The following is a 25,528-nucleotide window of genomic DNA, read 5'->3' on the forward strand; positions in this document are numbered from 1 at the left end:
ATGGTCAGAAACGGGCACAAATGATACCTTCCAAGGCAATATTTTTCATCTTCCCGGACGGCGTTTTGCCGTATTCTCCCCGATATCTGATTCACGGAGTAATCATGGCCGAGATTTCCCGGGCAGCCCTCGAGGCTGCCGTGCGCGAATACCGCGATCCCTACCTGGACAAGGACCTGTACCAACTGGACGCCGTCAAGGCCCTGGACGTGGATGCCCGGGGGCGGGTCAGCCTCAGCGTACAGCTGCCCTATGCCAGCGCCGGCATTGCCGGAGCCCTGCGGCAGATCGTCAGCAACAGCCTCGAAAACGTGGACGGGGTGACCGCCGCCGAGGTAACCGTCAGTCAGAAGATCCATGCCCACAAGGCCCAGCGCGACCTGGAGTCCATGGGTGGGGTGAAGAACATTATTGCCGTGGCCTCCGGAAAGGGCGGTGTTGGCAAGTCCACCACTGCCGTGAACCTGGCCCTGGCACTGGCCGCCGAGGGGGCCCGGGTGGGTATCCTCGATGCCGATATCTATGGCCCCAGTGTGGGCATGATGCTGGGCATTCCCGAGGGCCAGCGCCCGAAAACCGAGGGCAACAAGTATTTCCTTCCCGTGGAGGCCCATGGCATCCAGGCCATGTCCATGGCCTTCCTGGTAACTGACAAGACCCCCATGGTCTGGCGCGGTCCCATGGTCAGTGGTGCGGTCCAGCAGCTGCTTACCCAGACCCTGTGGAATGACCTGGATTACCTGGTGGTGGATATGCCACCGGGTACCGGGGACATCCAGCTGACCCTCGCCCAGAAGGTGCCGGTCACCGGTGCCGTTATTGTTACCACGCCCCAGGACATTGCGTTACTGGACTGCAAGAAAGGCATAGAGATGTTCCGTAAGGTGGATATCCCGGTCCTGGGGGTGGTGGAGAACATGAGCATCCATATCTGCAGCAACTGCGGCCACGAGGAACCCCTGTTCGGTGAGGGCGGCGGCGAGCGGGTAGCGGAAGACTATCAGACCGAGCTGCTCGGCCAGCTGCCCCTGCACCTGACCATCCGCGAACAGACCGACGGCGGCAATCCCACCGTGGTTGCCGAGCCGGATTCGGAAGTGGCACGTCGTTATCGGGACATTGCCCGACGGTTGTCTGCAGGCCTGTCTACACGGGCCCGCAACGACAGCGCCCCGATTCCCAGTATCTCCATCAGCGACGACTGAAAACCGCCACCCGGCCTGGTTTACGCAAAAGCCCGGCCGGGAGGGCGGGTGGCTTTGCGACAATGGCTCGCCGCGGGTAAACTATGGCGCCCCGATTTTCAACCCGGTGCGCGACCGGCGCCGACGGACCAACGAGAGATCACATCAATGAGCATCAAATCCGACAAGTGGATTCGCCGCATGGCGGAACAGGAAGGCATGATCGAGCCCTTCGAAGCAGGCCAGGTCCGGGAAACCTCCCGTGGCCGTGTGATCTCCTACGGTACCTCCAGCTACGGTTACGACGTGCGCTGCAGCAACGAGTTCAAGATCTTTACCAACGTGCATTCGGCCACGGTGGACCCGAAGAACTTCGATGAAAACAGCTTCGTCAACTACACCGGCGATGTCTGCATTATCCCGCCGAACTCCTTTGCCCTGGCCCGCACGGTGGAATACTTCCGGATTCCACGCCAGGTGCTGACCATCTGTCTCGGCAAGTCCACCTACGCCCGCTGCGGTATCATTGTGAACGTCACCCCCCTGGAACCGGAATGGGAAGGGCAGGTGACGCTGGAGTTCTCCAACACCACCAACCTGCCGGCCAAGATCTACGCCAACGAGGGTGTTGCCCAGATGTTGTTCTTCGAATCCGACGAGGAGTGTGAGACCAGCTACAAGGATCGGGGCGGCAAATACCTGGGGCAGACCGGGGTGACGCTGCCCAAGACCTGACAGGTCGGGTGCATACAGGCGGGACACTCATGTCCCGCTTTTTGGTTGCCGGACCCATCACACGATGGACCTTACCGGAAATAAACGCAGGAGCCGTACGTGAACGCCAACCAGTTTCTGAAAGCGGTCGAACAGCTCCAGGGGTGGCGCCAGACCGCCTTCCTGCTGGCCCTCGCCGAGCGGGCCTTCCCCAACTATGCCCTGTTCAGTGAAGCCATTGGTGCCAAGGCTGGTGGCAAGATGCGCCAGTTGCTGGACACGGGCTGGGCCCTGTTCGAAGACAAGGCCACCGAGAACCATATTCCCCAGTTGCTGGCCAAGCTCGAAAGCCTGAGCCCGGAAGTGGATGCCTACGATGCCTACGGGGTCTATCCCGCGTTCGATTTCTGCCGCTTGCTGGAAGCGGCGCTGCTGAGCCGGCTGAATCCGTCGAAGCACCGGGCGCTGGAAGCATCGGGCATTGCTACCGGTACGGTGATGAACTTCATTACCTTCTCCGAGGGTGAGGACCTGGACGAGGATGAACTCGTCAGGCTGCTGGACAGCCATCCGCTGATGAAGGAAGACAAGATGTTCCAGCGGGACCTGATTCTCAGCCTCAAGCGGCAGCGGGTACCCAAGGAGCGCTATATTGGAGAGCTCCAGGTCCTGGCAGCCAACGACGGAGTGAGCAACCTCGGCATAACCCTCGCGGACGATGAACCGGAGGCCTGAAGGCCCCCATAACGATCGAATAGCAGACGACCCAGCCATGAAACTCTCAGCTTTTGGACGCAAGTTCACCGCCGATGCCGGCATTACCTCCCTGATGGATGACCTGGGCAATGCCCTCGCCAGCGGCGATGACATGATCATGATGGGGGGCGGCAACCCCGGCCAGGTCCCGGTCATCCAGGAACGGCTCACCGAAGTGCTGGGGGATATGACCCGTGATCCGGAGGCCATGAAACGGCTGGTGGGTATCTATGACCCGCCCCAGGGGGAGAAGCGGTTTATTGCCTCGCTGGTGGAGCTGCTCAACCGGGAGTATGACTGGGGGCTGACCGAAGACCACATCGCGCTGACCAACGGCAGCCAGGCAGCATTCTTCATGCTGTTCAACATGTTCGCCGGGGATTTTGGCGACGGCAGCCACAAGCACATCCTGTTGCCGCTGGCACCGGAGTACATCGGCTACGCCGATGCCGGCATCGCGCCGGAACTGTTCCGGGCGGTGCAGCCGGAAATCACTTTTACCGGACCCCATGAGTTCAAATACCGGGTCGACTTCGACGCGGTGGATGTTACGCCGGATACCGGTGCAATCTGCGTTTCCAGGCCGACCAACCCCACCGGTAACGTGGTGACCGACCAGGAAATGGAGCGCCTTGAAGCCCTTGCCCGCCAGCATGATATCCCGCTGATCGTGGACGGTGCCTATGGCACGCCGTTCCCGAGCCTGTTGTATGTGGATGCACAGCCGCACTGGAATGAACAGATCGTGCTGTGCCTGAGCCTTTCCAAGCTGGGCATGCCGGCGGCCCGCACCGGCATCGTCATTGCCGCACCGGAGATTATCCGTGCCTTGTCCGGTATCAATGCCATCATGAACCTGGCCACCGGAAGTTTTGGCGCCATGCTGGCGGAGCCGCTGGTGCGCAGCGGTGAAATCCTGTCACTGAGCCGTGAGGTGGTTTGCCCCTTCTACCAGCGCAAAATGGAAAAGGCGGTAAAGGTATTCACTGACGCCATGGGCGATGGCTGCCGCTGGTATGTACACAAACCGGAGGGCGCCATGTTCCTGTGGCTCTGGTTCCCGGATCTGCCAGTGAGCAGCCTTGAGTTGTACCAGCGCCTGAAAGCCAGGGGCGTACTGGTCGTATCGGGTCATTACTTCTTCCCGGGACTGGCAGAGGACGGCTGGCGGCACCGGCACGAGTGTATACGGGTAACCTACTCCCAGGACGATGAACGGGTGGCAGAGGGCCTGCGGCGGATTGCCAGCGAGGTGCAGGCCATCTGGGCAGAGCAGGGCTGATACAGCTGCCGGCTCAGTCGGTCAGGTCCGCGTCTTCGAGCCGGACCTCGTAGCGACTGCCATCCGGTTCCACCTGGATCAGTCGCACCAGCAGGTAGTCCAGCTCCGGGGCGAACCACATCAGGGTTTCCCGCTTGCTGTCTGCTTCCCGGACCTTTTCGACCTTGACGGTTTCCAGGTCGCCAAATGGCGTGGACTGGGACTCCTCACCGATGACGGCGAAACGGTCTTCCTCGAAGTCGTCTTCATCAGCCACTGTGTACGCCATTTCCCTCTTGCCGGCTTTCAGGTCCTGGCGCAACTGCAGCTGGAAGCCGAGAGGATCCAGCGCCTTGCTGGCCAGGGGCACGGTGAAGCCATCACCGTCGTAGCTGCCGCTCATGCTTTCTGCAGGCCAGTTAAAGTTCAGGGCACGGCTGCGATCCCGCACTATCAGCCCGTCCAGGCGGTAGCGGTATTCCAGTGGTACGACCCGGCCTGCTTCCCACTGAAAGTGCACCGACTCGCGGATGTTGGCGATAAAGGAGTCGACGTTGAATTCGTATTTCCAGGTACCATCGGGCTGCTGTTCCAGCGTGCGCCGGGCAGACCCGTTGAGAGAGAGGCCCTTGTCCATGGCTGCGCTATAGCTGGCCGCGATTGGTTTCAGGTCGGCTACCGTTGCAGGCTCCCCGGCCCAGGAAGCCATGCCGGGCAAAAGCAAGGTGGCCACGATGGCGAGTGCCCGAGGCAGGGTGGCGAGCTGGAGGGTGCCTGGTACGCGAACAAGGATCACTGACTGTCTCCCGTTACTACAGTTACACCCCGAGTGTAACCGTTCAGGATGGCTCCCCGGATGACGATTTTTTTAATCGTGTTCATTGGCAGAGCTTTTTCGGGCACCCCGGTCAGGTCGTGGGTCAGCTTGCTGGCAGGGTCATGACGGCGGGCATGGGCTGGCCATCGAACAGGATACGGTCATTACCGGACAGCTGTAGTCGTCCCTCACAGAACCAGCGCACCACGATCGGATAGAGCACATGCTCCTGTTGCTGAACGCGCTCAGCCAGGCTTTCGGGGGTATCGTCCGGCCTGACGGCGACTTCGGCCTGGGCAATGACCGGGCCGCCGTCGAGGTCCTCGGTCACGAAGTGAACAGAGACGCCGTGGGCTTTGTCGCCGGCGTCGATGACCCGCTGATGGGTGTTCAGCCCCCGGTACTTCGGCAGCAGGGAAGGGTGCACGTTCAGCATGCGCCCCTGGAATGCCCGAACCAGTTCGGGGGTGAGAATGCGCATGAAGCCAGCCAGTACCACCAGGTCCGGCTGCCGGCGCTCCATCTCCAGCCTCAGCTCAGCATCGAACACATCCCGCGCATCAAAGCGGGTATGGTCCACGGTAAAGGTTTCGATTCCCGCCTGGGCCGCGCGCTCCAGGGCAAAGGCCTGGGGGCGGTTGCTGCCGACGGCGATGATTTCCCCGGGAAAATCCCGTTCCCGGGTTGCATCAATCAGGGCCTGCAGGTTGGTGCCGCTGCCGGAGGCCAGCACCAGAATGCGGGGTTTGTCGACCGGGTCTGCCTGCATACCACTCATCCCTGGACCAGTCCCGGTGCGTAGCGCACGTCGGCCGCGGCACCGGAATCGTCCTGCCCCTCGATGACACCGATCTGCCAGGCTACTTCACCCATGGCGCTGAGCGTGTCCAGGGTAAGCCCTTTCTGGTCGTCTGGTACGCAGACGATCATGCCTACACCACAATTGAAGGTGCGATACATTTCTTCATCGGCTACGCCGCCCTGGTCTTTCAACCACTGGAAGATCGCGGGCAGCTCCCAGCTGGCGGTATCGATGGCAGCTCGCGTACCATCCGGCAGTACCCTGGGGATGTTCTCCGGGAGGCCGCCGCCAGTAATGTGCGACATGGCCCGTACATCGACGGTTTTAATGAGTTGCAACAAATTCTTCACATAAATCCGGGTGGGCGCCATCAGGCCGTCTGCCAGGGCCGTATCGCCAACCTGCTCGTCAAGGTCGGCACCGGACACTTCCAGTATCTTGCGAATCAGGGAGTAACCATTGGAGTGGGGGCCGGAGGAGGCCAGCGCAATCAGCGCGTCCCCGGACTGCACACGGCTGCCGTCGATCACCTCGTCCCGTTCCACTACGCCAACGCAAAAGCCTGCCAGGTCGTAGTCATCACCCTCGTACATGCCTGGCATTTCCGCCGTTTCGCCTCCCACCAGGGCGCATCCGGCCAGCTCGCAACCCTCACCAATTCCTTCTACCACGTTGGCCGCCACATCTACGTTGAGCTTGCCGGTGGCGTAGTAATCGAGGAAGAACAGTGGCTCGGCACCGCCCACCACCAGGTCGTTAACGCACATGGCCACCAGGTCGATGCCGATGGTGTCGTGGCGCTGCAGCTGCATGGCCAGCCGAAGCTTGGTGCCCACCCCGTCAGTACCGGAGACCAGCACCGGTTCACGGTAGCCAGTCGGCAGTGACACCATGGCGCCGAAGCCGCCCAGACCACCAAGTACCTCGGGCCGGCGGGTGCGCCTGGCGGTATCTTTGATGCGGTTCACCAGTTCATTGCCTGCGTCGATGTCGACACCTGCGTCGCGATAGGTGAGGGAGGGCTTTTTGTCACTCATGTCGGGGCCAGCCATGTTGGTGGGTAGGGTTGGTATGAAGCGCGGGATTTTACCAGTTGCTGGTGGGGGCTCCAAATGTGTTTGTTGTCCTGTTTCCGGGAGGCCCGGTTGCTACTCACCGGGAAGGCCATCGTGTATCCTAGGTCCGCTTGCAGAAATACTGGATGAATCATGGCTGTACATACCGGAAACACCGCTCCGCTTGCCTTAATCGCGCTCCTTCTTTCCTTGCTTCCACTGACGTGTACCCACGCTGTGGTGGTCGATGACCTGTATCGGGCAACGGTCCCGGTGGCCGGGGAGAGTGACGGGCAACTGGCGGACGGATACCGCGAGAGCCTTTCCCGGGTGCTGGTGAAGGTGTCCGGTGACCGCCAGGTCCTGGAGCATGACGGACTTGCCTCAGCGCTGGATGATGCGTCTTCTCTCGTGGATGGGCGTCAGCTGGAAGCTGGTGCGGACGGGCCGGATAAACTCACCGTGCAGTTCTCCCCCAGCGCTGTAAACCAGCTGCTGGCCGAAGCCGGCCTCCGGGTATGGGGCATGAACAGACCACTTACCCTTGCCTGGGTTGCGGTACAGGATGGTGGTGATCGTGGTTTGCTGGTGGAGACCGGGGAAACCTCGGAACAGGGCTTGTCTGCGCTACTGATGCACGAAGCGGACCAGCGCGGAATTCCGCTGGCCATGCCACCGGCCGACCGGGCCAGCAATCGTCTGCTGTTATCCGAGGTGTGGGGGCAATTTATGGGGCAGTTGTCCCGTGCCTCATCCGGACTCGAGCATGACTTGCTGGCGGTGGTCCGGATCAGTCACCGGAATGGCAACTGGGAGGCCAGCTGGCGTTACGAAGGTGCCGGTATTGAACAGTCCCGATCGGTAACGGCTGACAACCCCGAAACGCTTATTGCAGAGGTAATCGACCACTGGGCCTCGGACCTGGCCGCCCGATACGGTGTCAGTGGTGGAGCCATCGAGACCGGGCCCAGGGTGAGGCTGCGAGTGGACGGGGTGGATTCGCCCGGCGTCTACGCTGCCGCCAAGCGTGCCCTGAAACAGCTTAACCCGGTGAAATCCGTGGGCGCCGTTGAAGTTGCCTCCGACCACATTGTGTTTGAGGTTGAATACAACGGAGAACTATCCCAGCTTCGCCAGAACATTGCCCTGGAGCAGCGCTTCCGGGCTGAGGACGGCCCTGAGAACAGCGGTGAGAACGGCGCGACAGAAGAATTCCGGAACGTTCGACAGACTCTGTACTATCGGTGGCAGCAACAGGTGGTTGTGCCTCCGTCCGGTGCAGAAAGCCGCTGACTGGCCCTGACAGAAGGAATGTGTTTGTGCAGCACTGGCGATGGATACCCAATGGATTGTCCTTTTTACGGGTACTTTTGGTGATTCCTTTCGCCTGGGCACTTGCCAGTGGCCGCTACCGGGACGCCTTGCTGCTTTTTGCGATAGCTGCGGCCACCGACGGCCTCGATGGCTTCCTGGCCCGTTTTTTCGGCTGGAAAAGCCGCCTCGGCGCCATTCTCGACCCGCTGGCAGACAAACTCCTGTTGGTGACAACCTACCTGGTGTTGAGTGTCACCGGCGTTTTTCCCTTCTGGCTGTTCCTGCTGGTCCTGGGGCGTGACCTGGTCATCGTTGCCGGGGGGCTGTTATTCCACCGTTTTGTAAGCCGGTTCGATGTTGAACCCAGCGCCTTTGGCAAGTTCAATACCCTGGTCCAGATACTGGCTGCCCTTGCGGTGATGCTTCAGCTGGCGGGCGTTTTACTGCCATCCTGGACCAATACGCTTGCCCTGTGGGCGGTTACCGTCATGGCCCTGATCAGTGGTGGGCACTATATGACGGTCTGGGGGCTTCGTGCACTGCGGGGAGGCGCATAATGAGTGGCGTCCAGCTTACCCTTGGGGTGCGCCTGCGGGACGATGCCCGTTGGGCCAACTTTCATGGCTCACGTAATGCGGTGGCTGCCGGGATGGTGCGCACCGCTTGTGGTGACCCGGCTCACCCGCTGGTTGTTCTCTGCGGTGACGAGGATACCGGCAAGAGTCACTTGTTACAGGCCGCCTGCCATGAATATGAGCAAAGGGGACAGAGTGCTGCCTGTTTCAGCCTGACCGAAGTGGAAGCACTGGGCCCAGGGGCGTTGGCCGGGGTCGAGGTCATGGACCTGGTTGCACTTGACGATGTACACCGGGTGTTGGGACGGCCGGAATGGGAAGAGGCATTATTCCACCTCTACAACCGGACCCGGGACCTCGGGCACCAGGTAATGCTGGCGCTGGACAATACGCCTTCAAGGCAGGCCTTTGTGCTGGCGGATCTCAGATCGCGATTCCAGGAAGGTCTGCTGGTCCAGCTGGGCACCTACCGGGACGATGACCGGATTACCATCCTTCAGCTGAGGGCAGAGCAGCGTGGGCTGGTGCTCAGTGATGACGTGGCTGTCTTTATCCTGCGGCGCTCTTCCCGGGGGCTGGGGGCGCTGTTGTCGATCCTGGACCAGCTGGATGAGAATTCATTGCAGGCCCAGCGACGCCTGACTATCCCTTTCGTGAAGTCGGTCATGGGATGGTAGACTCCGTGCCGTCCTGATGTTTCCCTGGTCGTAGAGGAGTGTGACCCTGATGACCGCACCATCCGATGTTTTCAGTGAGGTAGCGGACCGCTTGCTTGGGATCGAAGCGGAGATGCGGCGTATCCAGGTCTGGGCCAGCGAACCGCCCTCTGACGACGCCCTGGCCAGCACCCAGCCCTTCTGTATTGATACCCTGGCCTTTACCGAGTGGCTGCAGTTCGTATTCCTGGTCAGGATGAAGATCATCGTTGAGCAGGGACATGGCCTGCCCGATGTGTCCGGCATTGCACCCATGGCAGAGGAATACTTCCGCGCCCGGCCGGAGCCAGGCGAAGGCCTGGTGCGTGAGCTGGAGGCGATTGACCGGTTGATCAGCGGTTCCTGATCGCACCGTGTTGCGGCAGTGCCGGCAGTAGTTCGCGGCCTTCCCGTAACTCGGCAAACAGCTCTGCCAGCTCATCCGGGCAGACCGGGGGGCAGAACCGGTTTCCCTGCAGCAGGTGGCACCCGGACTGCCGCAGAAACCGGTCCTGCTTTTCGGTTTCAATGCCCGCGGCCGCCACTTTCAGGTTCAGCTGACGGGCCAGGCTGATCAGGGTGTGGGTAATTGCGGCGGTATTCTGGTCTGCCGGCGCCCGCTGCAACAGGGACGGATCAATTTTGACCTGGTCCAGCGGCAACTCGCTCAACAGGGTCAGGGAAGACAGCCCGCTGCCGAACCGGTCCAGCGTCAGCCCGATGCCAGTGTCCTTCAGGCGCTCAAGTACCGCCTTCGTTTCCCCCAGCTGCTCTGCCAGGATACGTTCATCGATTTCCACCATCAGCAATGATGGCTCCAGCCCCGTTTCCGTAATGACCTGGCTGAGGTCCTCCGCAAGCCCGGGTTGTTGGTACTGGCGCGAGGAGAGATTAATGCTGATCCGCACCGGTGTCCCGCTCATGGCCTGGATAGCCCGGGCCTGGAGGCAGGCGTTGCTAAAGATCCAGTGCCGAATGGCGCTGAGCTGGCCGCTCTGTTCGGCAACCTCGAGGAAGTCTGCAGGCGAGAGCAGCCCCCGGGACGGATGGTTCCAGCGCAGCAGCGCTTCCAGTGCGACGACCTGGCCGGAACGGGCATCAAGCACAGGCTGGTAATGCAGTTGCAGTTCACCGGCGCGAATGCCGGCACGCAGTTCCTGCTCCAGGGTCATCAGCCGTTGCATTTCCTGGTTCATGTCTTTGCTGAAGAACTGGATATTGTTGCGGCCGGCCCTCTTGGCCCGGTACATCGCCATGTCAGCGTTCTTGAGGAGCTGCTCGTAGTGGTCGCCATCCTCCGGCGCCAGCGCTATGCCGATACTGGAGGTGATAACCAGCTCGTGTCCCGGTACTGAAACCGGTTCGGTGATTGCGTCCAGGACCCCCCTGGCCACTTTTTCGCAGCCTTCGGCCCCGCTAACGTGGTGTAGCAACACTGCAAATTCATCACCGCCCAGCCGGGCGATGGTATCTTCTTCCCGCACGCTGCCTTTCAGTCGTTGCGACAGGGCTTTCAACAGGGTGTCACCGGCGTCGTGTCCCAGGGTATCGTTGATACGTTTGAAGTGATCAACGTCCAGGGCAATCAGGGCGCAGTGGTGCCCATGGCGGCTGGCACTGGCCAGGGCGCGGCGGCAGCGGTCTTCAAACAGGCGCCTGTTGGCGGTGTCGGTCAGTACATCGAAGTGGGCAAGGTAGTGAAGCTGGTCCTGGGTTCGCCGGATCTCAGAGATATTCTGACCGATCAGGATCAACTGGCTCTGTTCGTCCTCCTCATCCTGCAGCAGGTTCAGGTTCCATAGCACAATGTGGTCGGTGCCGTCGTAACCCTGGATGCCGGTTTCCAGGGTTTCCTGCAGTTGCCCCGCGCCGAGCGTCTTCAGGATTTTCCAGCTCATTTCATCCTGGTAGACCTCTGGTATGAAGGTCTCGATCAGGTTGCGTCCGACAGCTTCGTCGCGGCTGTAGCCGAACAGGGCCTCGGCCGATGTATTCCACTGGCGGATGCAAAATGAGGCGTCGATGAGGATAATCGGCGAGGCAGCGGTATCGAAAAGGGCGCGAAAATGGCGGGATGAGCGGCGGAACGAGCGCTCGGCCTGCTGGCGCACGAAGATCTCGTCCCGGAGTTCCTGGTTTATGGCCTGCAGTTCACGGGTGCGTTCTTCTACCACGTCTTCCAGCCGGGACTCGATGCGCCGGCGTTCCCGCAGCAGGTCGCGTACATAGACAAACGTGCCGGCCAGTACCAGCATGGCTGGTCCTGCAGATCCGAAAAAGCTGATCATGGATTCGTGGCCAAGGGGTACCTCTGGCGCCGTCAGCAAGAGCAGCGGGCTGAGGGCCAGTGCCAGGATCACCAGGCTGGCCATGCTGTCCGCGAAGATGGCCAGCCATCGCTCGCGGGTTTCGTTGCGTTGTCGTTGTTCCACAAATCCCTGCCTTTAACGGGCGTTGCTGCGCCGGCCCGGTGCGTCCCTGCGTGTCGGGGTCAGCCCGGGGCGGGGCTGTTATCTACCTGCAGTCGCATGGAAAGGTCAGTCGCCTGCACGTCCTTGGTTAAAGTACCGATCGAGATATAATCGACACCGGTTTCCGCAATGGTGACCAGCGTGTCCTCGTTAACGCCGCCGGAGGCCTCTAGCCGACAGGCGCCGTCTACCGTGCGGACGGCCCTTACCATGTCATCCAGACTGAACTCATCCAGCATGATGATATCGGCTCCGGCGTCCAGTGCCTGTTGCAGTTCGTTCATGTTTTCGGTTTCCACTTCCACAGGCCGTCCCGGTGCAACCTGCCGGGCCTGGCTGACGGCTGCCGCAATGGAGCCGCAGGCAGCAATGTGGTTCTCCTTGATCAGGAAGGCGTCCCACAGGCCAATACGGTGGTTAAAGCAGCCGCCGCAGGTGACCGCGTACTTTTCTGCCAGGCGCAATCCGGGCAGGGTCTTACGGGTATCCAGGAGCTTTACCCCGGTATGGGACACCCGGTCGGCAAACTCCCGGCAGCGTGAAGCGACGCCAGACAAGGTCTGAAGCCAGTTAAGGGCTGCCCGCTCAGCGGTCAGCAGGCTCCTGGCCGGTCCTTCACAGGTGAACAGCACCGTGTTTGCCTCAACCTGCTCGCCATCTTTGACCTCCCACCGTAGCTGCACACGGGGATCCACCTGGCGGAATACTTCGTCTACCCAGGCCTGTCCGGCGATGGTGGCAGGCACGCGGGTAATAACAAGGGCCTCGCCATGTCGGTCTGCGGGAATCAGCGAAGCGGTGATATCACCATTGCCGATGTCTTCCCGCAGACTGATGGCGACAGACTCGATTCGGGATTGGCGTAACAGTTCGTTCATTTCAGCGGATAGCGGGGCCATGGATGGATCTTCCGGTCAGTATGGGTCAGGCCGGTGATTGTAGCTTCACGGGGCGGTTACGGAAAATGCCGGAATGGGCTCAGTATCGATCCTGGGGTGACGTTTTACGTCAGACTGTGCCGAAAAGCGACCAGGTAGATTACCCCAGATGCGTAAATGACCCGTGAAAGTGCTGGAAATGTGACCGGGTTCCGCGGTTCACAATTGGTGACAAAAGCTGACACATATTGACAGAGGGAAGGCCTATGATAGCCAATGACTGTTAATAAATGTTAAATGGGGCCTGATGTCATGGCGCAGGAACGAAAGGTAGTGAATCTCAGAGGTGCGCAGGGATCGCGTACGGAGGTGCAGTTGCCCGCCGCCCTCATTCGTCTGCGGGACGCCTCTGTACGATCCCTGTCCAGGATCCTGTCAGAGTTCTTTGACAGTGCCGATGACGTTCTGTTCGGTATGGCTGACCGGGCGGGCTCTAACCAGGACCAGGTTGCCTATTTCGATGCAATGCGGGAATTGCGTCTGCGGCGCAAGGTCATGGCGAGCACTATGTTGGCCTGGGTGACACGGGCCTTCAACGAGATTGGACAGTTCGATCCGATGCCTCGCAGTCGGGGCCTGGAAGAGGTTGACCAGGGCACCCTGTCGCTGGTGGACGACAGCGAACTGGAGAAACGGGTGGCGATAGACGGCCTGATTGCCAAGCTTTCGAGCGGCTACGCGGAGCCGGTCAGGTTGCTCGGTGCCCGTATTGCCCATGTTTCCGGCCACCACGAGCTTGCCGAGCGCCAGATGCCCCTGAGCCCCGAAGTGGTCTGTACTGGCCTGGGCCGCGCCAGTGAAGACCTTGACATCGATATCCGGGCGCGCCTTGTTGTGATCAAGCTGTTTGACCGGTTACTGGTTGATCGGCTGGCGGTATTGTACCAGGAGGCGAACCGTCTCCTGGTGGCAGAGGGTGTCTTGCCCGATCTCAAAAATGCCCCCGCCGTCGGCCGGACCGGTCGGCCATCCGTCAGCAGACCGGTGCCCCCCGCTACCGGATCAGCACCGTCCGCCGGCTCTGCATCGGGGCATGGCCACTCCGGCGGTGATTCCGGCGTGACCTTTTCCGAGCTGGCTGAGTTGCTTCATCGGGGCAATGCCCCGGGTAATGGCTTTGTGGGCAGCCAGGGGCAACCCCCCGGTGTTGCATCAGAACTGGCCACGGGCGACCTTATGCAACGACTTGGTGGCTTACAGAGTTCCGCCATGACCAGTGAAAACGGCCAGGTGCTGCCGCTGTCCGTACTGCTCAGCCGGGTACTGAGTCAGGGACCGGAGCAGCGCCTGCCGGTGAACCAGGTGGATGGTGATGTGATCAACCTGGTCGCCATGCTTTTCGAGTTCATACTCGATGACCGTCAGCTGCCACCTGTTATGAAAATGTTGATCGGCCGGCTGCAGATTCCGGTGCTCAAGGTGGCATTGCTGGATCGCAGCTTTTTCAATCGTGGCGGCCATCCGGCCCGTAAGCTTCTGAATGAGCTGGCCATGGCCGGCATTGGCTGGACACCCCGGGCAGACAATCAGCGTGATCCGCTGCGGGATAAGGTTGAGGCCGTGGTTCAGCGGTTGCTGAACGAGTATACCGATAACGTGGGTCTGTTCGAGGAAGTGCTCAAGGACTTCCAGCACTTCATGGATCTGGATCGCCGCCGGCGGGAGCTGGTAGAGCAACGCTTGCGGGACGCGGAAGAAGGCCGCGCCCGCCAGGAACTCGCCAGGGAGCGGGTACGGGCCACGCTGGAGGAGCTTCTGCAGGGCCGGGACCTGCCAGAGAATACACTGGGCCTGTTCAATGAACCCTGGCGTAAATACCTTGAATGGGTATTCCTGCGGGAAGGTGAGGATTCTGAGGCCTGGCAGTCGGCAACGGCGCTGACCGGTCGGCTGGCCTGGAGCCTGGACCCTGAGCCGGTCGATGAGTCCACCCGGGACGAGTTGCTCAAGGCAATTCCGTCCATTACCGATGCCTTGCGTAGTGGCCTGCACGAGATATCGTGGGACCCGTTTGCCATCGACGCGGCGATCCGCGACCTGGAGCTGGCCCACGTGGACGTGCTGCAGGGACTGGTCACCCGTCGTTCCGAGGCGACCGTGACAGATGCGCTGCCAGCAGGGCTGGCGGACGAGCTGACAGCTCTCGTTGAAGACATGGCCCCACCGGCTGACGAGCCTGTGACTGAAGTTGCAGAGGCGCCAGTTGCGCCTGAGGCATCCACGCCAGCGGTTGAGCCTACCCGGTCTGATGGTGCTCCCGAGCCTGAACCTGAACCGACGGCGCCATCGGCCGAGGCCGCTCCACCTGCCAGCGAACCGGAGTCACCGGCCGCGACCCAGACGAATGAGGCAGCGCCTCAGCAGACACCTGAGATCGGCGTACAGTGGCTGGAGAAGGCCGCTGGCCTGAGGGTTGGCTGCTGGGTTGAAATGCCCCGGGACAACGGCCGCCTGCGGAGTAAACTGGCAGCCATTATCCGTGCCACTGGCAAATACATCTTCGTAAACCGCAACGGTGCGAAGGTGGCGGAATATCAGCAGGAAGAGCTTGCCCTCGCGTTGTCTGAAGGGCGTGTTGTGCTGCTGGATGACGGCCTGATCTTCGACCGGGCACTGGAATCCATCATCGACAACCTGCGCCACAACCGCCGGGACTGACCCCGGCCTGGTTGTCGGCAGGGCAGGGGGCCGTCAACTGGCTCTGGCTCCACCTTTATGGTTCAATTCGGGCACATCCCCGATCGCTGCAGGAACGCCGTGTCTGAACCCGAAACCCCTTACCCTGATTCTCCCTTGCGACAGTCAGGTCGCCTGCCCTCCGCACGCTGGTGCCCGTCACCGAATTTCGGCCCGCGGCCGGATGAGAACGATATCTCTCTGCTGGTGGTGCATAACATCAGCCTGCCCCCGGAGCAGTTTGGTGGGCCGTGGATCGAGGATTTCTTCTGCAACCGCCTGGATGTCTCGGCGCACCCGTACTTCCGGGAGATCGGCGGTATGACCGTTTCGTCCCACCTGTTAATTCGCCGGGCCGGGGAGTTACTGCAGTTTGTCCGCTTCCAGGACCGGGCCTGGCACGCCGGGCGCTCGGTCTTCTGTGGCAGGGAAGAGTGCAATGATTACGCCATTGGTGTCGAGCTGGAAGGGGCCGACGAGGTTCCCTATACGGAGGCTCAGTATCAGCAGCTGGCTTTGGTAACGCGTCAAATCCAGTCTGCCTGGCCGGCTATCACCGACAACCGGATTACCGGGCACAGCAATATCGCCCCGGGCCGCAAGACCGACCCGGGCCCGGCCTTTGACTGGCGGTACTTTCGGCAGTTACTGGCGGGCTGAGGCTCACACCGCCGAGCGGTGCTGCTCCCACAGCACTTCTTCGCCGCCATTGCGACGGGCCAACACCCGGGCCACCACGAACAGCAGGTCTGACAAACGGTTGAGGTAGTGGCGGGAGTCCGGGTTGATGGAGTCTTCTTGACCCAGTGCCACAACCACTCGCTCTGCCCGGCGGCAAACAGCCCGGGCCATGTGGCATTGAGCAGCCGCTGGTGTACCACCCGGCAGTATAAAGTTCTTCAGCGGCGGCAGGTCGGCGTTGAACTGGTCCAGCGTTTCCTCCAGCCATTGAATGTGCTGTTCATTGATCACGTTGCTACCGGGAATGGCAAATTCGCCCCCCAGGTCAAACAGGTGATGCTGGATTCGTCCCATGGCAGCGGCGATTTCTGCCTCGTCTGCGAGTTGCTCAATCAACACACCAATATGGCAGTTAAGCTCATCGGCGGTACCCATGGCTTCCACCCGCCGTGCGTTCTTGGCAATACGGTTGCCGTCGGCCAGGCCGGTGGAGCCATCGTCCCCGGTGCGCGTGTAGATCTTTGAAAGTCGGTTGCCCATGAGAGTTTCTCCGGCTTGGTCAGTTGCTGGTGTCCGGGACACCAGAATGCGGTACCAGCTCTTTTACTCGGTCAGTGAGCATCTGGTTCACTGGTGCGTCCAGCCCCAGTTCCCGGGACCGGCTGGCAACGTAGCCGTTGATGTAGTCGATTTCTGTGACGCGGCCATTCTGCACATCGCCCCGCATGGAGGAGGTATTGGCGGCGGTGTTCCGGGCGACCCGTTCGATGTCGTCCCGAAGTTCCCGGGGCGAGTGGGGGGGCAGCCCCTCGGCGGTGATCAGGTTTGCCAGTTCCTCGCACAAGGCATTGATAGAGTCCAGGAACAGCGGGGACTCCAGGATTTTACCATTGGGGCAGTCCAGCAGCGCGGTAAAGGGATTGATGCCGGCGTTGATGGCGAGCTTGCCCCACAAACGCTCAAGGATGCGCTCTTCACCCCTTACATCGAGCCCTGACGGTGACAGCTGGCGAATGATGCCGGTAACGAGGTTTGTGGCGGGCTCTGTCAGCGCGCCGATCCAGGTATACCCGCGGGCGGCGTGCACCACCTGGTCGGACACCGGGCGATTGGCGGCTTCGGTGGTGCTGGCGGCCAGTATCGGTCGTGCCGGCCATCGCGCCGCGACAGCCTGTTGGCTGCCAAGGCCATTCTGGAACAGCACCACCGGGCAGGATTCAGGAACACGCCCGATAACCTGCCCGAGGGCCTCGAGGGTATCTCCTGCCTTGGTGGTAACCAGCAAGAGTGATACATCAGACAACGTGGTCAGCCAGGGGCGGGTAACGGCGTGCTCACGGTCTTCGCTGTCCTGGAAATGGTAGTGGAGTCTGAACGAGGACAGCGCAGAGGGGTTCCTGGGCACAAAGCCCGAAGCGGCTGGCGGCAGGCAGGCAGCCCAAAGCCTTCCCAGTGCCCCGGCGCCGAGGATGGCAATGCCGCCGCCCTCGGGCTCGGACGCTGACGGTCTGGGAGACCGCTGCGAGTTCACTTACATGGCCTCGATTTCGGCGCGCTGTTCGCTCAGACGCTTCTGGCTGCCCTGGGCATCCCGGAGTTTTTCCTTCTCCTTTTCCACCACCTCGGCGGGGGCCTTGGCGGTGAACTTGTCGTTGCCCAGCTTGCCTTCCAGGCGGCCGATTTCCTTCTCCAGGCGTTCCAGCTCCTTGTCCAGGCGCTTGAGTTCGGCTTCCTTGTCGATCAGCCCAGCCATGGGTACCAGTACTTCCATTTCGCCCACCAGCTGGGTGGCAGACATGGGGGCCTTGTCGCCCTCGAACCATTCCAACTTCTCCAGCTTGGCCAGGGACATCAGGAACTGACGGTTCTGGTCCATACGGCGCTGGTCTTCGCCCTCGTTGCCGCGCAGCAGTACCGGAATCTGTTTGGCGGGCGAAATATTCATTTCGCCGCGAATGTTACGTACGGCAACGATAACACCCTTCACCCACTCGATATCCGTGGCAACGTCGGCGTCCTGCTTGCTGGTATCCGGCTCCGGGAAGGGCTGCAGCATGATGCTGTCGCCACCCTTGCCGGCCAGGGGCGCAATACGCTGCCAGATTTCCTCGGTGATGTACGGCATCATCGGGTGCGCCAGGCGCAAAACGGCTTCCAGTACCCGCACCAGTGTGCGGCGAGTGCCACGCTTGGCCTCCACGCTGGCATTGTCGTCGTTCAGCACTGGCTTGGACAGTTCCAGGTACCAGTCGCAGTACTCGTTCCAGATGAACTCGTACAGGGCATAGGCGGCCAGGTCGAAGCGGTACTGGTCCAGGTGGCGAATTACTTCGCTTTCGCAATGCTGCAGCTCACTGATGATCCAGCGGTCCGCGAGCGACAGGTCCACTTTTTCATCGTTGACACCGCAGTCCTCACCCTCGGTATTCATCAGAACATAGCGCGCCGCGTTCCACAGCTTGTTGCAGAAGTTGCGGTAGCCTTCCAGACGCTTCATGTCCCAGTTGATGTCACGGCCGGTAGTGGCCATCGCTGCCAGGGTGAAGCGCAAGGCATCGGTACCGTGGGCGGTGATGCCCTCGGGGAATTCCTTCCTGGTGCGCTTGGCGATCTTCTCGGCGAGCTTCGGCTGCATCAGGTTGCCAGTGCGCTTTTCCAGCAGGGTGTCCAGCCCGATGCCGTCGATCATGTCCAGGGGGTCGATCACGTTGCCCTTGGACTTGGACATCTTGTCGCCGTGCTCATCCCGGATCAGGCCAGTGACATAGACGGTTTTGAAGGGAACCTGGGGGGTGCCGTCTTCATCTTTCATGAAGTGCATGGTCATCATGATCATGCGGGCTACCCAGAAGAAGATGATGTCGAAGCCGGTGACCAGGACATCGGTCGGGTGGAAGTGCTTCAGGCGCTCGGTAATCTCCGGCCAGCCCAGGGTGCCGAAGGTCCACAGGGCGGAGCTGAACCAGGTGTCCAGCACGTCCTCGTCCTGGCTCAGCTCCAGGTCCGCTGCCAGGCTGTACTTCTGGCGCACATCGGCCTCGTCCCGGCCTACATAGATGTTGCCCTCGGCATCGTACCAGGCTGGAATCCGGTGCCCCCACCACAGCTGACGGGAGATGCACCACTCCTGGATATCCCGCATCCAGGCGAAATACATGTTCTCGTACTGCTTGGGTACGAACTGGATGCGGCCGTCTTCCACCGCTTCTATGGCAGGTTTGGCCAGGGTCTTGGCGTCCACGAACCATTGATCTGTCAGCATCGGCTCGATGATCAGGCCGGAACGGTCACCCCGGGGTACGCTCAGCACATGGTCTTCCACCTGGTGCAACAGTCCGGCAGTGTCCATGTCAGCCACAACCTGCTTACGGGCGTCTTCCCGGGTCAGGCCCGCATAGGCCTCCGGCATGGTGCCGTCGAGGTCGGTGTTCTCGGTGCCATCGGCATTGAATACCTCCGCCACGGCCCGGATGTTCGCGTCCTCGGTCATGACGTTGATCATGGGCAGGTCGTTGCGCTTGCCCACGGCATAGTCGTTGAAGTCATGGGCCGGGGTGATCTTTACGCAACCGGAACCTTTCTCCGGGTCTGCATGGTGATCAGCGACAATCGGAATGCGGCGATTTGCCAGCGGCAGCATCACGTGCTTGCCCACCAGGTGCTGGTAGCGCTCATCGTCCGGGTGGACCGCTACGGCGGTGTCCCCCAGCAAGGTTTCCGGTCGGGTGGTGGCCACCACCAGGTAGTCCTTGCCTTCTTTGGTCTGCTCGCCGTCAGCCAGCGGGTAACGCAGGTGCCAGAAGTAACCCTTCTCTTCCTTGTTTTCCACCTCCAGGTCGGAGATGGCGGTGTGCAGCTTCGGATCCCAGTTGACCAGCCGCTTGCCCCGGTACACCAGGCCATCATCGAACAGGCGGATGAACACTTCCTGCACGGCCTTGTAGAAGCCGTCGTCCATGGTGAAGCGTTCGTTGCTCCAGTCCACGGAGTTGCCCAGTCGGCGCATCTGGCCGGTGATGGTGCCGCCGGACTGTTCCTTCCACTCCCAGATGCGCTTGATAAACTCTTCCCGGCCCAGATCGTGGCGGGTCTTGCCTTCGTCATTGGCCAGTTTGCGCTCCACCACCATCTGTGTGGCAATGCCGGCGTGGTCGGTACCCACGGTCCAGAGGGTATTGCGGCCCTGCATGCGCTTGAAGCGGGTGAGGGTATCCATGATGGTGTGCTGGAAGGCGTGGCCCATGTGCAGGCTGCCGGTCACGTTGGGTGGCGGGATGGCAATGCTGTAGGACTGTCCTTCGCCACTGGGGCGAAAATACCCCTTGGCTTCCCAGTTTTCGTACCACTGGCGCTCGATGTTTTCTGGCTGGTAGGTTTTTTCCATGGATCTGCTGGTGACCGTTTGGTTGATTCGCAAGGGAAAATGAGAGCGTCTGATTATACATTGTCGTGGGGGATGCAGCGAACTTAGACGCCTGGTTCAAGGGCTGAGTGCAAGGCCGAAGTTTTCGAGGGTCCGCCCGCCCGGGCACCTGGAACAGGGTAAGCCGCTGCGTTATCGCCGGCTCTTCCGCTGATCATGTACCTTCGGCTCAATCCCCAGGGTTCTCAGTTGCCGGAAGTGGGACCGGGCACTATTCAGAACCTCGGGGTCGTTGTGGGCCACCAGGGCCAGGCGTTTGAAACGGTCAGCGTCCGCAGGCAGCTTCGATGACAGAATCACCACCGTGTCCCAGTCATCCGCCGCCGGCTCACAGAGCAAGATACCCACCGGGTCCGAACACCGGGTGGTGGCGTCCGGAACGATGCTGTGGGGAATAAACGCGTCCGGCATGAACGTCCACAACAGGTCGTCCAGTTCCTCGGCCTGATTGTGCTGGTCGCAAACGACGCACACCCTGTCACCCTGCTGCCAGGCCTTGTCCACCAGGCGGACCGCGTGGAGATTGCGGTCCGCTGGTGTGGCCCCGGCCAGGATATGGAACCAGTAGGACCTGGCCTGACCCGCTTCGGGGCGGGGGGCTGCGCCGTTACTTTCCGGCATGGGACATCAGGTAATCCATCAGCAGGGGAACGGGCCGCCCGGTAGCACCTTTGGCCTTGCCGGAGTTCCAGGCGGTGCCGGCGATGTCCAGGTGTGCCCAGCGGTATTCCTTCGCAAACCGTGACAGGAAACAGGCCGCTGTGATGGTGCCTGCCGGACGGCCGCCGATGTTCTGCATATCGGCGAAGTTGCTGTCCAGCTGGCTCTGGTATTCGTCCCACAGGGGCAGGCGCCAGGCCCGGTCACCTGCCCGTTCGCCAGCGGCCAGGAGGTCGTCAGCCAGTTCGTCGTTGTTGGACAGCAACCCGGTGGCATGGTGGCCCAGGGCGATGATGCAGGCGCCAGTCAGGGTGGCCATGTCCACCACCACTTCCGGGTTGTACTTCTTTACATAGGTGAGGGCATCGCACAGCACCAGGCGGCCTTCGGCGTCGGTGTTCAGGATCTCAATGGTCTGGCCGGACATGGAGGTAACGATGTCACCCGGGCGGGTGGCGGTGCCGCTGGGCATGTTCTCGGCGGCGGCGACAACGGCCACCACGTTGATTTTCGGCTTTGATTCAGCGATGGCCTGCATGGTGCCGAAGACGGCTGCGGCGCCACCCATATCGTACTTCATCTCGTCCATCCCTTCGCCCGGCTTGAGGCTGATGCCGCCAGTATCGAAGGTGATGCCCTTGCCCACGAGCACGTAGGGCTTGTCCTTTGACTTGCCGCCCTTGTATTCCATGACGATCAGGCGGGCGGGCTGGGCGCTGCCGGCGGAAACAGACAGCAGGCTGTTCATGCCCAGCTTCTTCATCTGCTTTTCGTCCAGCACCTCGGTCTTGATAACGTCGTGTTCCTTGGCAAGCTGCTGCGCCCTTTCGGCCAGCCAGGTGGGGTGACAGACGTTGGGCGGGGTGTTGCCCAGGTCGCGGGTGAAGTTCATGCCGCGGCCGGTGGCCAGGCCGAGGTTGAAGGCATCCTTGAGGGCTTTGCCGGCGCCGGAGGCGACAACGGTGACCTTTGCCAGCTTGCGCTTGGCCGGCTGCTCACTCTTGAAGCCGGTGAAGGCGTAGAGCTGTTCTTCCAGGGTGCGCCCGATCAGGCGGAGCTTGCTGGCTTCGGAGGTCACTGCGTCGTCACCATTGAGTGGTGTATCAGCAAGGGCGATGACAGCATTCCTGGCGGCGCCATCTTTCAACACCGTGGCCATGGCAATCAGCGCCTTGCGGTAATCCGCAGGCTTGCGGTCCTTGTCAGCGCCGGTGCCAACCACCAGCACCCGGCTCCAGGGGGCGTCGTTCACCGGAAGCATCAGGGTGGAGCCGGCCTTGCCAGTCAGGTCGCCGTTCTTTTGCAGGGCCTTCAGTTGCCCTCCCAGGGCCTCGTCTGCCTGGGTGGTGCTGGCCGGCCAGTCGCCTTTTTCGGGGACGGCCACGACCAGGCAATCGGTTCTGGAACTGCTGAGGGCTTTGCTGCTGAGCGTGAAATTCATGGCAACTCCTGAGTGTCATTGGCAGGTGCCGGAGGCACCGGGATTGAATCAATGCTTATAGCATCGGGGTCTGGTGCCGATTTATCAAGCGGGTAGCTGCAATTCGCGCGGCTGCGCGGGGCCGCCGGAATCTGTGCCGTACCCTGTCATTTGGAAGCGAGGTTCCATAGAATAGCGCGCATCAGACGGGACACTAGCCCTGCAAGCCCTGAGAGGCCGTTCTTGAGTATCATCTTTCGTTATCTGACCCGCCAGACCCTGACCACCATGGCCGCCGTTTCCGGCGTGTTGTTGCTGGTGTTCATGAGCGGGCGCTTTATCAAGTACCTGGCAGAAGCTGCCGCCGGTGAATTGTCCGGTGATGTGCTGTTTGCCATCATGGCCTACCGCTTTCCCGGCTTCCTGGAACTGATCCTGCCGCTGGGCTTTTTTATTGGCATCCTGCTGGCCTACGGCCGTATGTACCTCGAAAGCGAAATGACCGTTCTGTTTGCTTGCGGGGTCAGCGACCGCCAGGTGCTCGGGCATACGCTGATCGCCGGCTTTGTGGTGATGCTTCTGGTCGGTGCCATGAGCCTGTGGATTACGCCCTGGGGCATGAAGAACGTCGAGCGCATCTTTGACGAGCAGAGCCAGGCGACGGAATTCGAAATGCTGGCCCCGGGGCGCTTCCAGAGCCTGGAGTCGGGGGGGCGCGTTACCTACACCGAGTCCCTCAGTGACGACAAGCTAAGGCTGCAGGGGGTTTTCATGGCCGAGTATTCCGAGGCTGACCAGTCCCTGAGCCTGGTGGTGGCGGAAGAAGGCTCGCAGTTTATTGACGACGACACAGGCAGCCGTTTCCTGGTGCTTGAGCAGGGGGCCCGCTTCCAGGGATTGCCCGGTGAGCTGGACTACGACGTTACCGAGTTTGAGGCCTATGGCCTGAAGGTCGCTGAATCGGCGGTCCTGGGCAGTGAGGACGAGGAGGGTATGTCGACCCTGGCGCTGATGCGCTCGGACGACCCTGAGCTGCGGGCACTGCTGCACTGGCGCTTCTCGTTACCGCTGATTGTGCCGGTCGTGACCCTGCTGGCGGTCCGGCTCAGTCGGGTGAATCCGCGCCAGGGTCGCTTTTTCCATCTGCTGCCGGCCATGATGATTTACATCCTGTACCTCGGTCTGCTGATTGTCGCCCGGGACGCACTGGCCTCTGGTCGTGTGCCGGAGTGGATCGGTATGGCCTGGGTGCACCTGTTGTTCCTTGGTCTTGGCCTGTGGCTGCAATTTGGTCCCGCCTGGGGACGCAAACGTCGGCTCGAGCGCGAGGGGGGTGTCCGTGCGGATACTTGATCGCTACATCATGGGCAATGTCGGCGGCGCCATCTTCCTGGTCATGATGGTAGTGTTGTCGCTGGATGTGGTGTTTGGTTACATCGCGGAGCTGGAAGACGTGCGGGCGGATTACCAGGCGCTGGAGGCAGCCTTGTTTATGCTGTTGACCCTGCCCCGCCGAATCTACGATTACCTTCCGCTGGGGGCCTTTATGGGGTGCCTGGTGGGTCTTGGGGCCATGGCCAGTTCGTCGGAACTCACCGTTATCCGGGCAGCCGGTGTGTCCATTCGCCGTATCGTCTGGTCCTCGATGAAACCGGCCCTGGTGGTGGTACTGATCGGGCTGGTTATTGGTGAGTACGTGGCTCCGCCCGCCGAGCGGCTGGCCCAGAGCCAGAAGGCCGTTGCCCGGGGTGGCGACGGCAATATTGCGAATGCCGAGGGGGTCTGGCACCGAGAAGGGGACACCTTTATACACCTTAATGCGGTCACGCCTGACGGCAACCTCCAGGGCGTGGCCCTGTTCAGAATGGATGACGACCGCTGGCTCGCGTCCGCGAGCTTTGCTCGCACCGCGACGTTCCAGGGTGATCACTGGCTGTTGCAGGATATCAGGCGGACACGGATATCACGGGAAGGTACCGAACGAGAGGTCAGTACGGAAGAGCGGTGGGAGAGTGGACTGACGCCCGACGTACTGAGTGTTTTGGTGGTGAAGCCAGAGAACTTGCCGCTGACCGGTCTGTATACCTACGCCCGCTACCTGGATCAGCAGGGGCTGACTTCCGCGCAATACTGGCTGGCGTTCTGGAAGAAAGTGCTGATGCCAGTGGGTACCGCGGTGATGGTGATCGTGGCGATCTCGTTCATCTTCGGTCCGCTCAGGTCCGTGACAATGGGGTTCCGGGTCTTCACTGGTCTTATTGTAGGGCTGCTGTTCAAGTACATGCAGGACCTGCTGGGGCCCATGAGCGTGGTGTTCGGCTTCAACCCGGTGCTGGCCATCCTGGTCCCCATCGTGATCAACGGGCTTATTGGTGCCTGGCTGATGCGCCGCGCAGGGTAAGGGGAGGCGCAGCAGGCTCAGGCCTGCTTGCGGACCTCCTTGGGCACGTGGACAACCACGCTGCCGGAAACCCGGTCTGTCACGGAAAGGCCGTTGATGGGAGAGAAGAGCGCGACAATTAACGGTACTGTCAGGAAAAGGGTAACCGGGCCAAGGTAATAACCGGCCACCAGGGCGATAAAGATGGCCACAGCGGCGGTGCCATAACGGAGCAGGGCCTGGGTCCAGCTGACGGATGTGCCGTCCAGGTTCTCGATGCGGATGCGCCACACCTGCATGCCGAGGGTTTGACCAATACGGGTCCAGAAGTAGGCAAAGAACAGGTAGAGCACCAGGAACAGGACAAAGGTCAGCCCGGGATCGCCGGACAGTTCGCCTGCTTCAGCCATTTGTTCGTACTTGTCCCAACCAGTCAGCCAGCCGGCGAGCATGGTATAGAGCCATGTGGCGACCAATAGCACCGCAATACTGATCAGGCCGTCGTAGATAATGGCAAGGGCACGCTTCAGCGCAGTGGCGGGCGGAAAGAGTTCCTCGGCGTCGTGAAAGCGTCGCGGCATGGGGTCTCCTGGGCGGGTTGTACGTTTTTCCTGATTTTCAGCGTGTGCTAGAGTAGCCGATTTGCACACGCATGTAAGTATCCGACTTCAATCGTGGACCCGCCGCCTTCTTCGGCGGGTTTCTG

The 25,528-nt window shown here is 61.2% G+C and carries 23 protein-coding genes; 12 read left to right on the forward strand and 11 right to left on the reverse strand.

Features of this window, described 5'->3' with window-relative positions:
- Nucleotides 1-104: 104 nt before the first annotated feature.
- From apbC to MLC59_RS03920, 4 genes are all read left to right on the forward strand, one after another.
- Entirely contained in the window at nucleotides 105-1,205 is a 1,101-nt protein-coding gene (gene apbC / locus MLC59_RS03905) for an iron-sulfur cluster carrier protein ApbC (protein WP_248231028.1), read from the forward strand.
- A gap of 147 nt (nucleotides 1,206-1,352) precedes the next feature.
- Nucleotides 1,353-1,919 carry a dCTP deaminase gene (gene dcd, locus MLC59_RS03910; protein WP_091848417.1) on the forward strand — a complete coding sequence of 189 codons (567 nt, stop codon included), beginning with the start codon at nucleotides 1,353-1,355 and terminating at the stop codon, nucleotides 1,917-1,919.
- A gap of 99 nt (nucleotides 1,920-2,018) precedes the next feature.
- A complete protein-coding gene (locus MLC59_RS03915; protein WP_248231029.1) occupies nucleotides 2,019-2,633 on the forward strand; it encodes a YjaG family protein in 615 nt (204 codons plus the stop codon).
- A gap of 37 nt (nucleotides 2,634-2,670) precedes the next feature.
- Nucleotides 2,671-3,936 carry a valine--pyruvate transaminase gene (locus MLC59_RS03920; RefSeq protein ID WP_248231030.1) on the forward strand — a complete coding sequence of 422 codons (1,266 nt, stop codon included), beginning with the start codon at nucleotides 2,671-2,673 and terminating at the stop codon, nucleotides 3,934-3,936.
- A 13-nt stretch (nucleotides 3,937-3,949) separates the two neighbouring features.
- Here MLC59_RS03920 and MLC59_RS03925 read toward each other — a convergent pair whose 3' ends face one another.
- From MLC59_RS03925 to purM, 3 genes are all read right to left on the reverse strand, one after another.
- Nucleotides 3,950-4,711, reverse strand: a complete 762-nt coding sequence (locus MLC59_RS03925) for a DUF3108 domain-containing protein (protein ID WP_248231032.1) — start codon at nucleotides 4,709-4,711, stop codon at nucleotides 3,950-3,952.
- Between the two features lie 124 nt (nucleotides 4,712-4,835).
- Nucleotides 4,836-5,501: a phosphoribosylglycinamide formyltransferase gene (gene purN, locus MLC59_RS03930; protein ID WP_248231034.1), complete on the reverse strand. Its 666-nt coding sequence runs from the start codon at nucleotides 5,499-5,501 to the stop codon at nucleotides 4,836-4,838.
- 5 nt (nucleotides 5,502-5,506) lie between these two features.
- Nucleotides 5,507-6,571 (reverse strand): phosphoribosylformylglycinamidine cyclo-ligase, encoded by a 1,065-nt coding sequence (gene purM, locus MLC59_RS03935; protein WP_248231036.1) that lies wholly within the window; start codon nucleotides 6,569-6,571, stop codon nucleotides 5,507-5,509.
- A gap of 171 nt (nucleotides 6,572-6,742) precedes the next feature.
- Between purM and MLC59_RS03940 the strand changes: the two genes are divergently transcribed.
- The 4 genes from MLC59_RS03940 to MLC59_RS03955 are packed head-to-tail and all read left to right on the forward strand — an operon-like array spanning nucleotide 6,743 to nucleotide 9,540.
- Nucleotides 6,743-7,882 (forward strand): DUF2066 domain-containing protein, encoded by a 1,140-nt coding sequence (locus tag MLC59_RS03940; protein WP_248231044.1) that lies wholly within the window; start codon nucleotides 6,743-6,745, stop codon nucleotides 7,880-7,882.
- A 26-nt stretch (nucleotides 7,883-7,908) separates the two neighbouring features.
- Complete coding sequence (locus MLC59_RS03945) at nucleotides 7,909-8,460, forward strand: CDP-alcohol phosphatidyltransferase family protein (RefSeq protein WP_345799746.1); 552 nt, start codon at nucleotides 7,909-7,911, stop codon at nucleotides 8,458-8,460.
- Nucleotides 8,460-9,155, forward strand: a complete 696-nt coding sequence (hda, locus tag MLC59_RS03950) for a DnaA regulatory inactivator Hda (RefSeq protein WP_248231048.1) — start codon at nucleotides 8,460-8,462, stop codon at nucleotides 9,153-9,155. Before MLC59_RS03945 ends, hda begins: the two co-directional genes overlap by 1 nt.
- Nucleotides 9,156-9,204: 49 nt before the next feature.
- Nucleotides 9,205-9,540 carry a YqcC family protein gene (locus MLC59_RS03955; protein ID WP_248231049.1) on the forward strand — a complete coding sequence of 112 codons (336 nt, stop codon included), beginning with the start codon at nucleotides 9,205-9,207 and terminating at the stop codon, nucleotides 9,538-9,540.
- On the opposite strand, the gene MLC59_RS03960 is transcribed toward MLC59_RS03955, so the two are convergent.
- The gene (locus tag MLC59_RS03960; RefSeq protein ID WP_248231050.1) at nucleotides 9,527-11,605 is read right to left on the reverse strand and encodes a putative bifunctional diguanylate cyclase/phosphodiesterase; all 2,079 of its coding nucleotides are present in this window, start codon (nucleotides 11,603-11,605) and stop codon (nucleotides 9,527-9,529) included. The two genes, MLC59_RS03955 and MLC59_RS03960, sit on opposite strands and share 14 nt — an antisense overlap.
- Nucleotides 11,606-11,664: 59 nt before the next feature.
- Nucleotides 11,665-12,543 (reverse strand): carboxylating nicotinate-nucleotide diphosphorylase, encoded by an 879-nt coding sequence (nadC, locus tag MLC59_RS03965; protein ID WP_248231051.1) that lies wholly within the window; start codon nucleotides 12,541-12,543, stop codon nucleotides 11,665-11,667.
- Between the two features lie 348 nt (nucleotides 12,544-12,891).
- Between nadC and MLC59_RS03970 the strand changes: the two genes are divergently transcribed.
- The gene (locus MLC59_RS03970) at nucleotides 12,892-15,240 is read left to right on the forward strand and encodes a DUF1631 domain-containing protein (protein WP_345799747.1); all 2,349 of its coding nucleotides are present in this window, start codon (nucleotides 12,892-12,894) and stop codon (nucleotides 15,238-15,240) included.
- A gap of 99 nt (nucleotides 15,241-15,339) precedes the next feature.
- Nucleotides 15,340-15,918, forward strand: a complete 579-nt coding sequence (ampD, locus tag MLC59_RS03975) for a 1,6-anhydro-N-acetylmuramyl-L-alanine amidase AmpD (RefSeq protein WP_427901694.1) — start codon at nucleotides 15,340-15,342, stop codon at nucleotides 15,916-15,918.
- Nucleotides 15,919-15,921: 3 nt separating this feature from the next.
- Here ampD and MLC59_RS03980 read toward each other — a convergent pair whose 3' ends face one another.
- The 5 genes from MLC59_RS03980 to MLC59_RS04000 form a co-directional block, all read right to left on the reverse strand.
- Nucleotides 15,922-16,479: a cob(I)yrinic acid a,c-diamide adenosyltransferase gene (locus MLC59_RS03980; RefSeq protein WP_248231058.1), complete on the reverse strand. Its 558-nt coding sequence runs from the start codon at nucleotides 16,477-16,479 to the stop codon at nucleotides 15,922-15,924.
- Nucleotides 16,480-16,498: 19 nt separating this feature from the next.
- Nucleotides 16,499-17,470, reverse strand: a complete 972-nt coding sequence (locus tag MLC59_RS03985) for a ketopantoate reductase family protein (RefSeq protein WP_248231062.1) — start codon at nucleotides 17,468-17,470, stop codon at nucleotides 16,499-16,501.
- Complete coding sequence (locus tag MLC59_RS03990; RefSeq protein ID WP_248231066.1) at nucleotides 17,471-20,323, reverse strand: valine--tRNA ligase; 2,853 nt, start codon at nucleotides 20,321-20,323, stop codon at nucleotides 17,471-17,473. It lies immediately after the preceding gene.
- A 171-nt stretch (nucleotides 20,324-20,494) separates the two neighbouring features.
- Nucleotides 20,495-20,983: a DNA polymerase III subunit chi gene (locus MLC59_RS03995; protein ID WP_248231068.1), complete on the reverse strand. Its 489-nt coding sequence runs from the start codon at nucleotides 20,981-20,983 to the stop codon at nucleotides 20,495-20,497.
- On the reverse strand, nucleotides 20,970-22,463 hold the full coding sequence (locus MLC59_RS04000) for a leucyl aminopeptidase (RefSeq protein ID WP_248231069.1): 1,494 nt from the start codon (nucleotides 22,461-22,463) through the stop codon (nucleotides 20,970-20,972). Before MLC59_RS04000 ends, MLC59_RS03995 begins: the two co-directional genes overlap by 14 nt.
- A gap of 222 nt (nucleotides 22,464-22,685) precedes the next feature.
- On the opposite strand from MLC59_RS04000, the gene lptF reads away from it, so the two are divergent.
- On the forward strand, nucleotides 22,686-23,795 hold the full coding sequence (gene lptF / locus MLC59_RS04005; RefSeq protein WP_248231071.1) for an LPS export ABC transporter permease LptF: 1,110 nt from the start codon (nucleotides 22,686-22,688) through the stop codon (nucleotides 23,793-23,795).
- Between the two features lie 10 nt (nucleotides 23,796-23,805).
- Nucleotides 23,806-24,843, forward strand: a complete 1,038-nt coding sequence (gene lptG, locus MLC59_RS04010) for an LPS export ABC transporter permease LptG (protein ID WP_282450845.1) — start codon at nucleotides 23,806-23,808, stop codon at nucleotides 24,841-24,843.
- Nucleotides 24,844-24,860: 17 nt separating this feature from the next.
- Here the strand turns inward: lptG and MLC59_RS04015 are convergent, their stop codons facing one another.
- Complete coding sequence (locus MLC59_RS04015; protein ID WP_248231076.1) at nucleotides 24,861-25,403, reverse strand: RDD family protein; 543 nt, start codon at nucleotides 25,401-25,403, stop codon at nucleotides 24,861-24,863.
- Nucleotides 25,404-25,528: the final 125 nt, after the last annotated feature.

Source organism: Marinobacter bryozoorum, assembly GCF_023156245.1.
GTDB classification, from domain to species: Bacteria; Pseudomonadota; Gammaproteobacteria; order Pseudomonadales; family Oleiphilaceae; genus Marinobacter; species Marinobacter bryozoorum.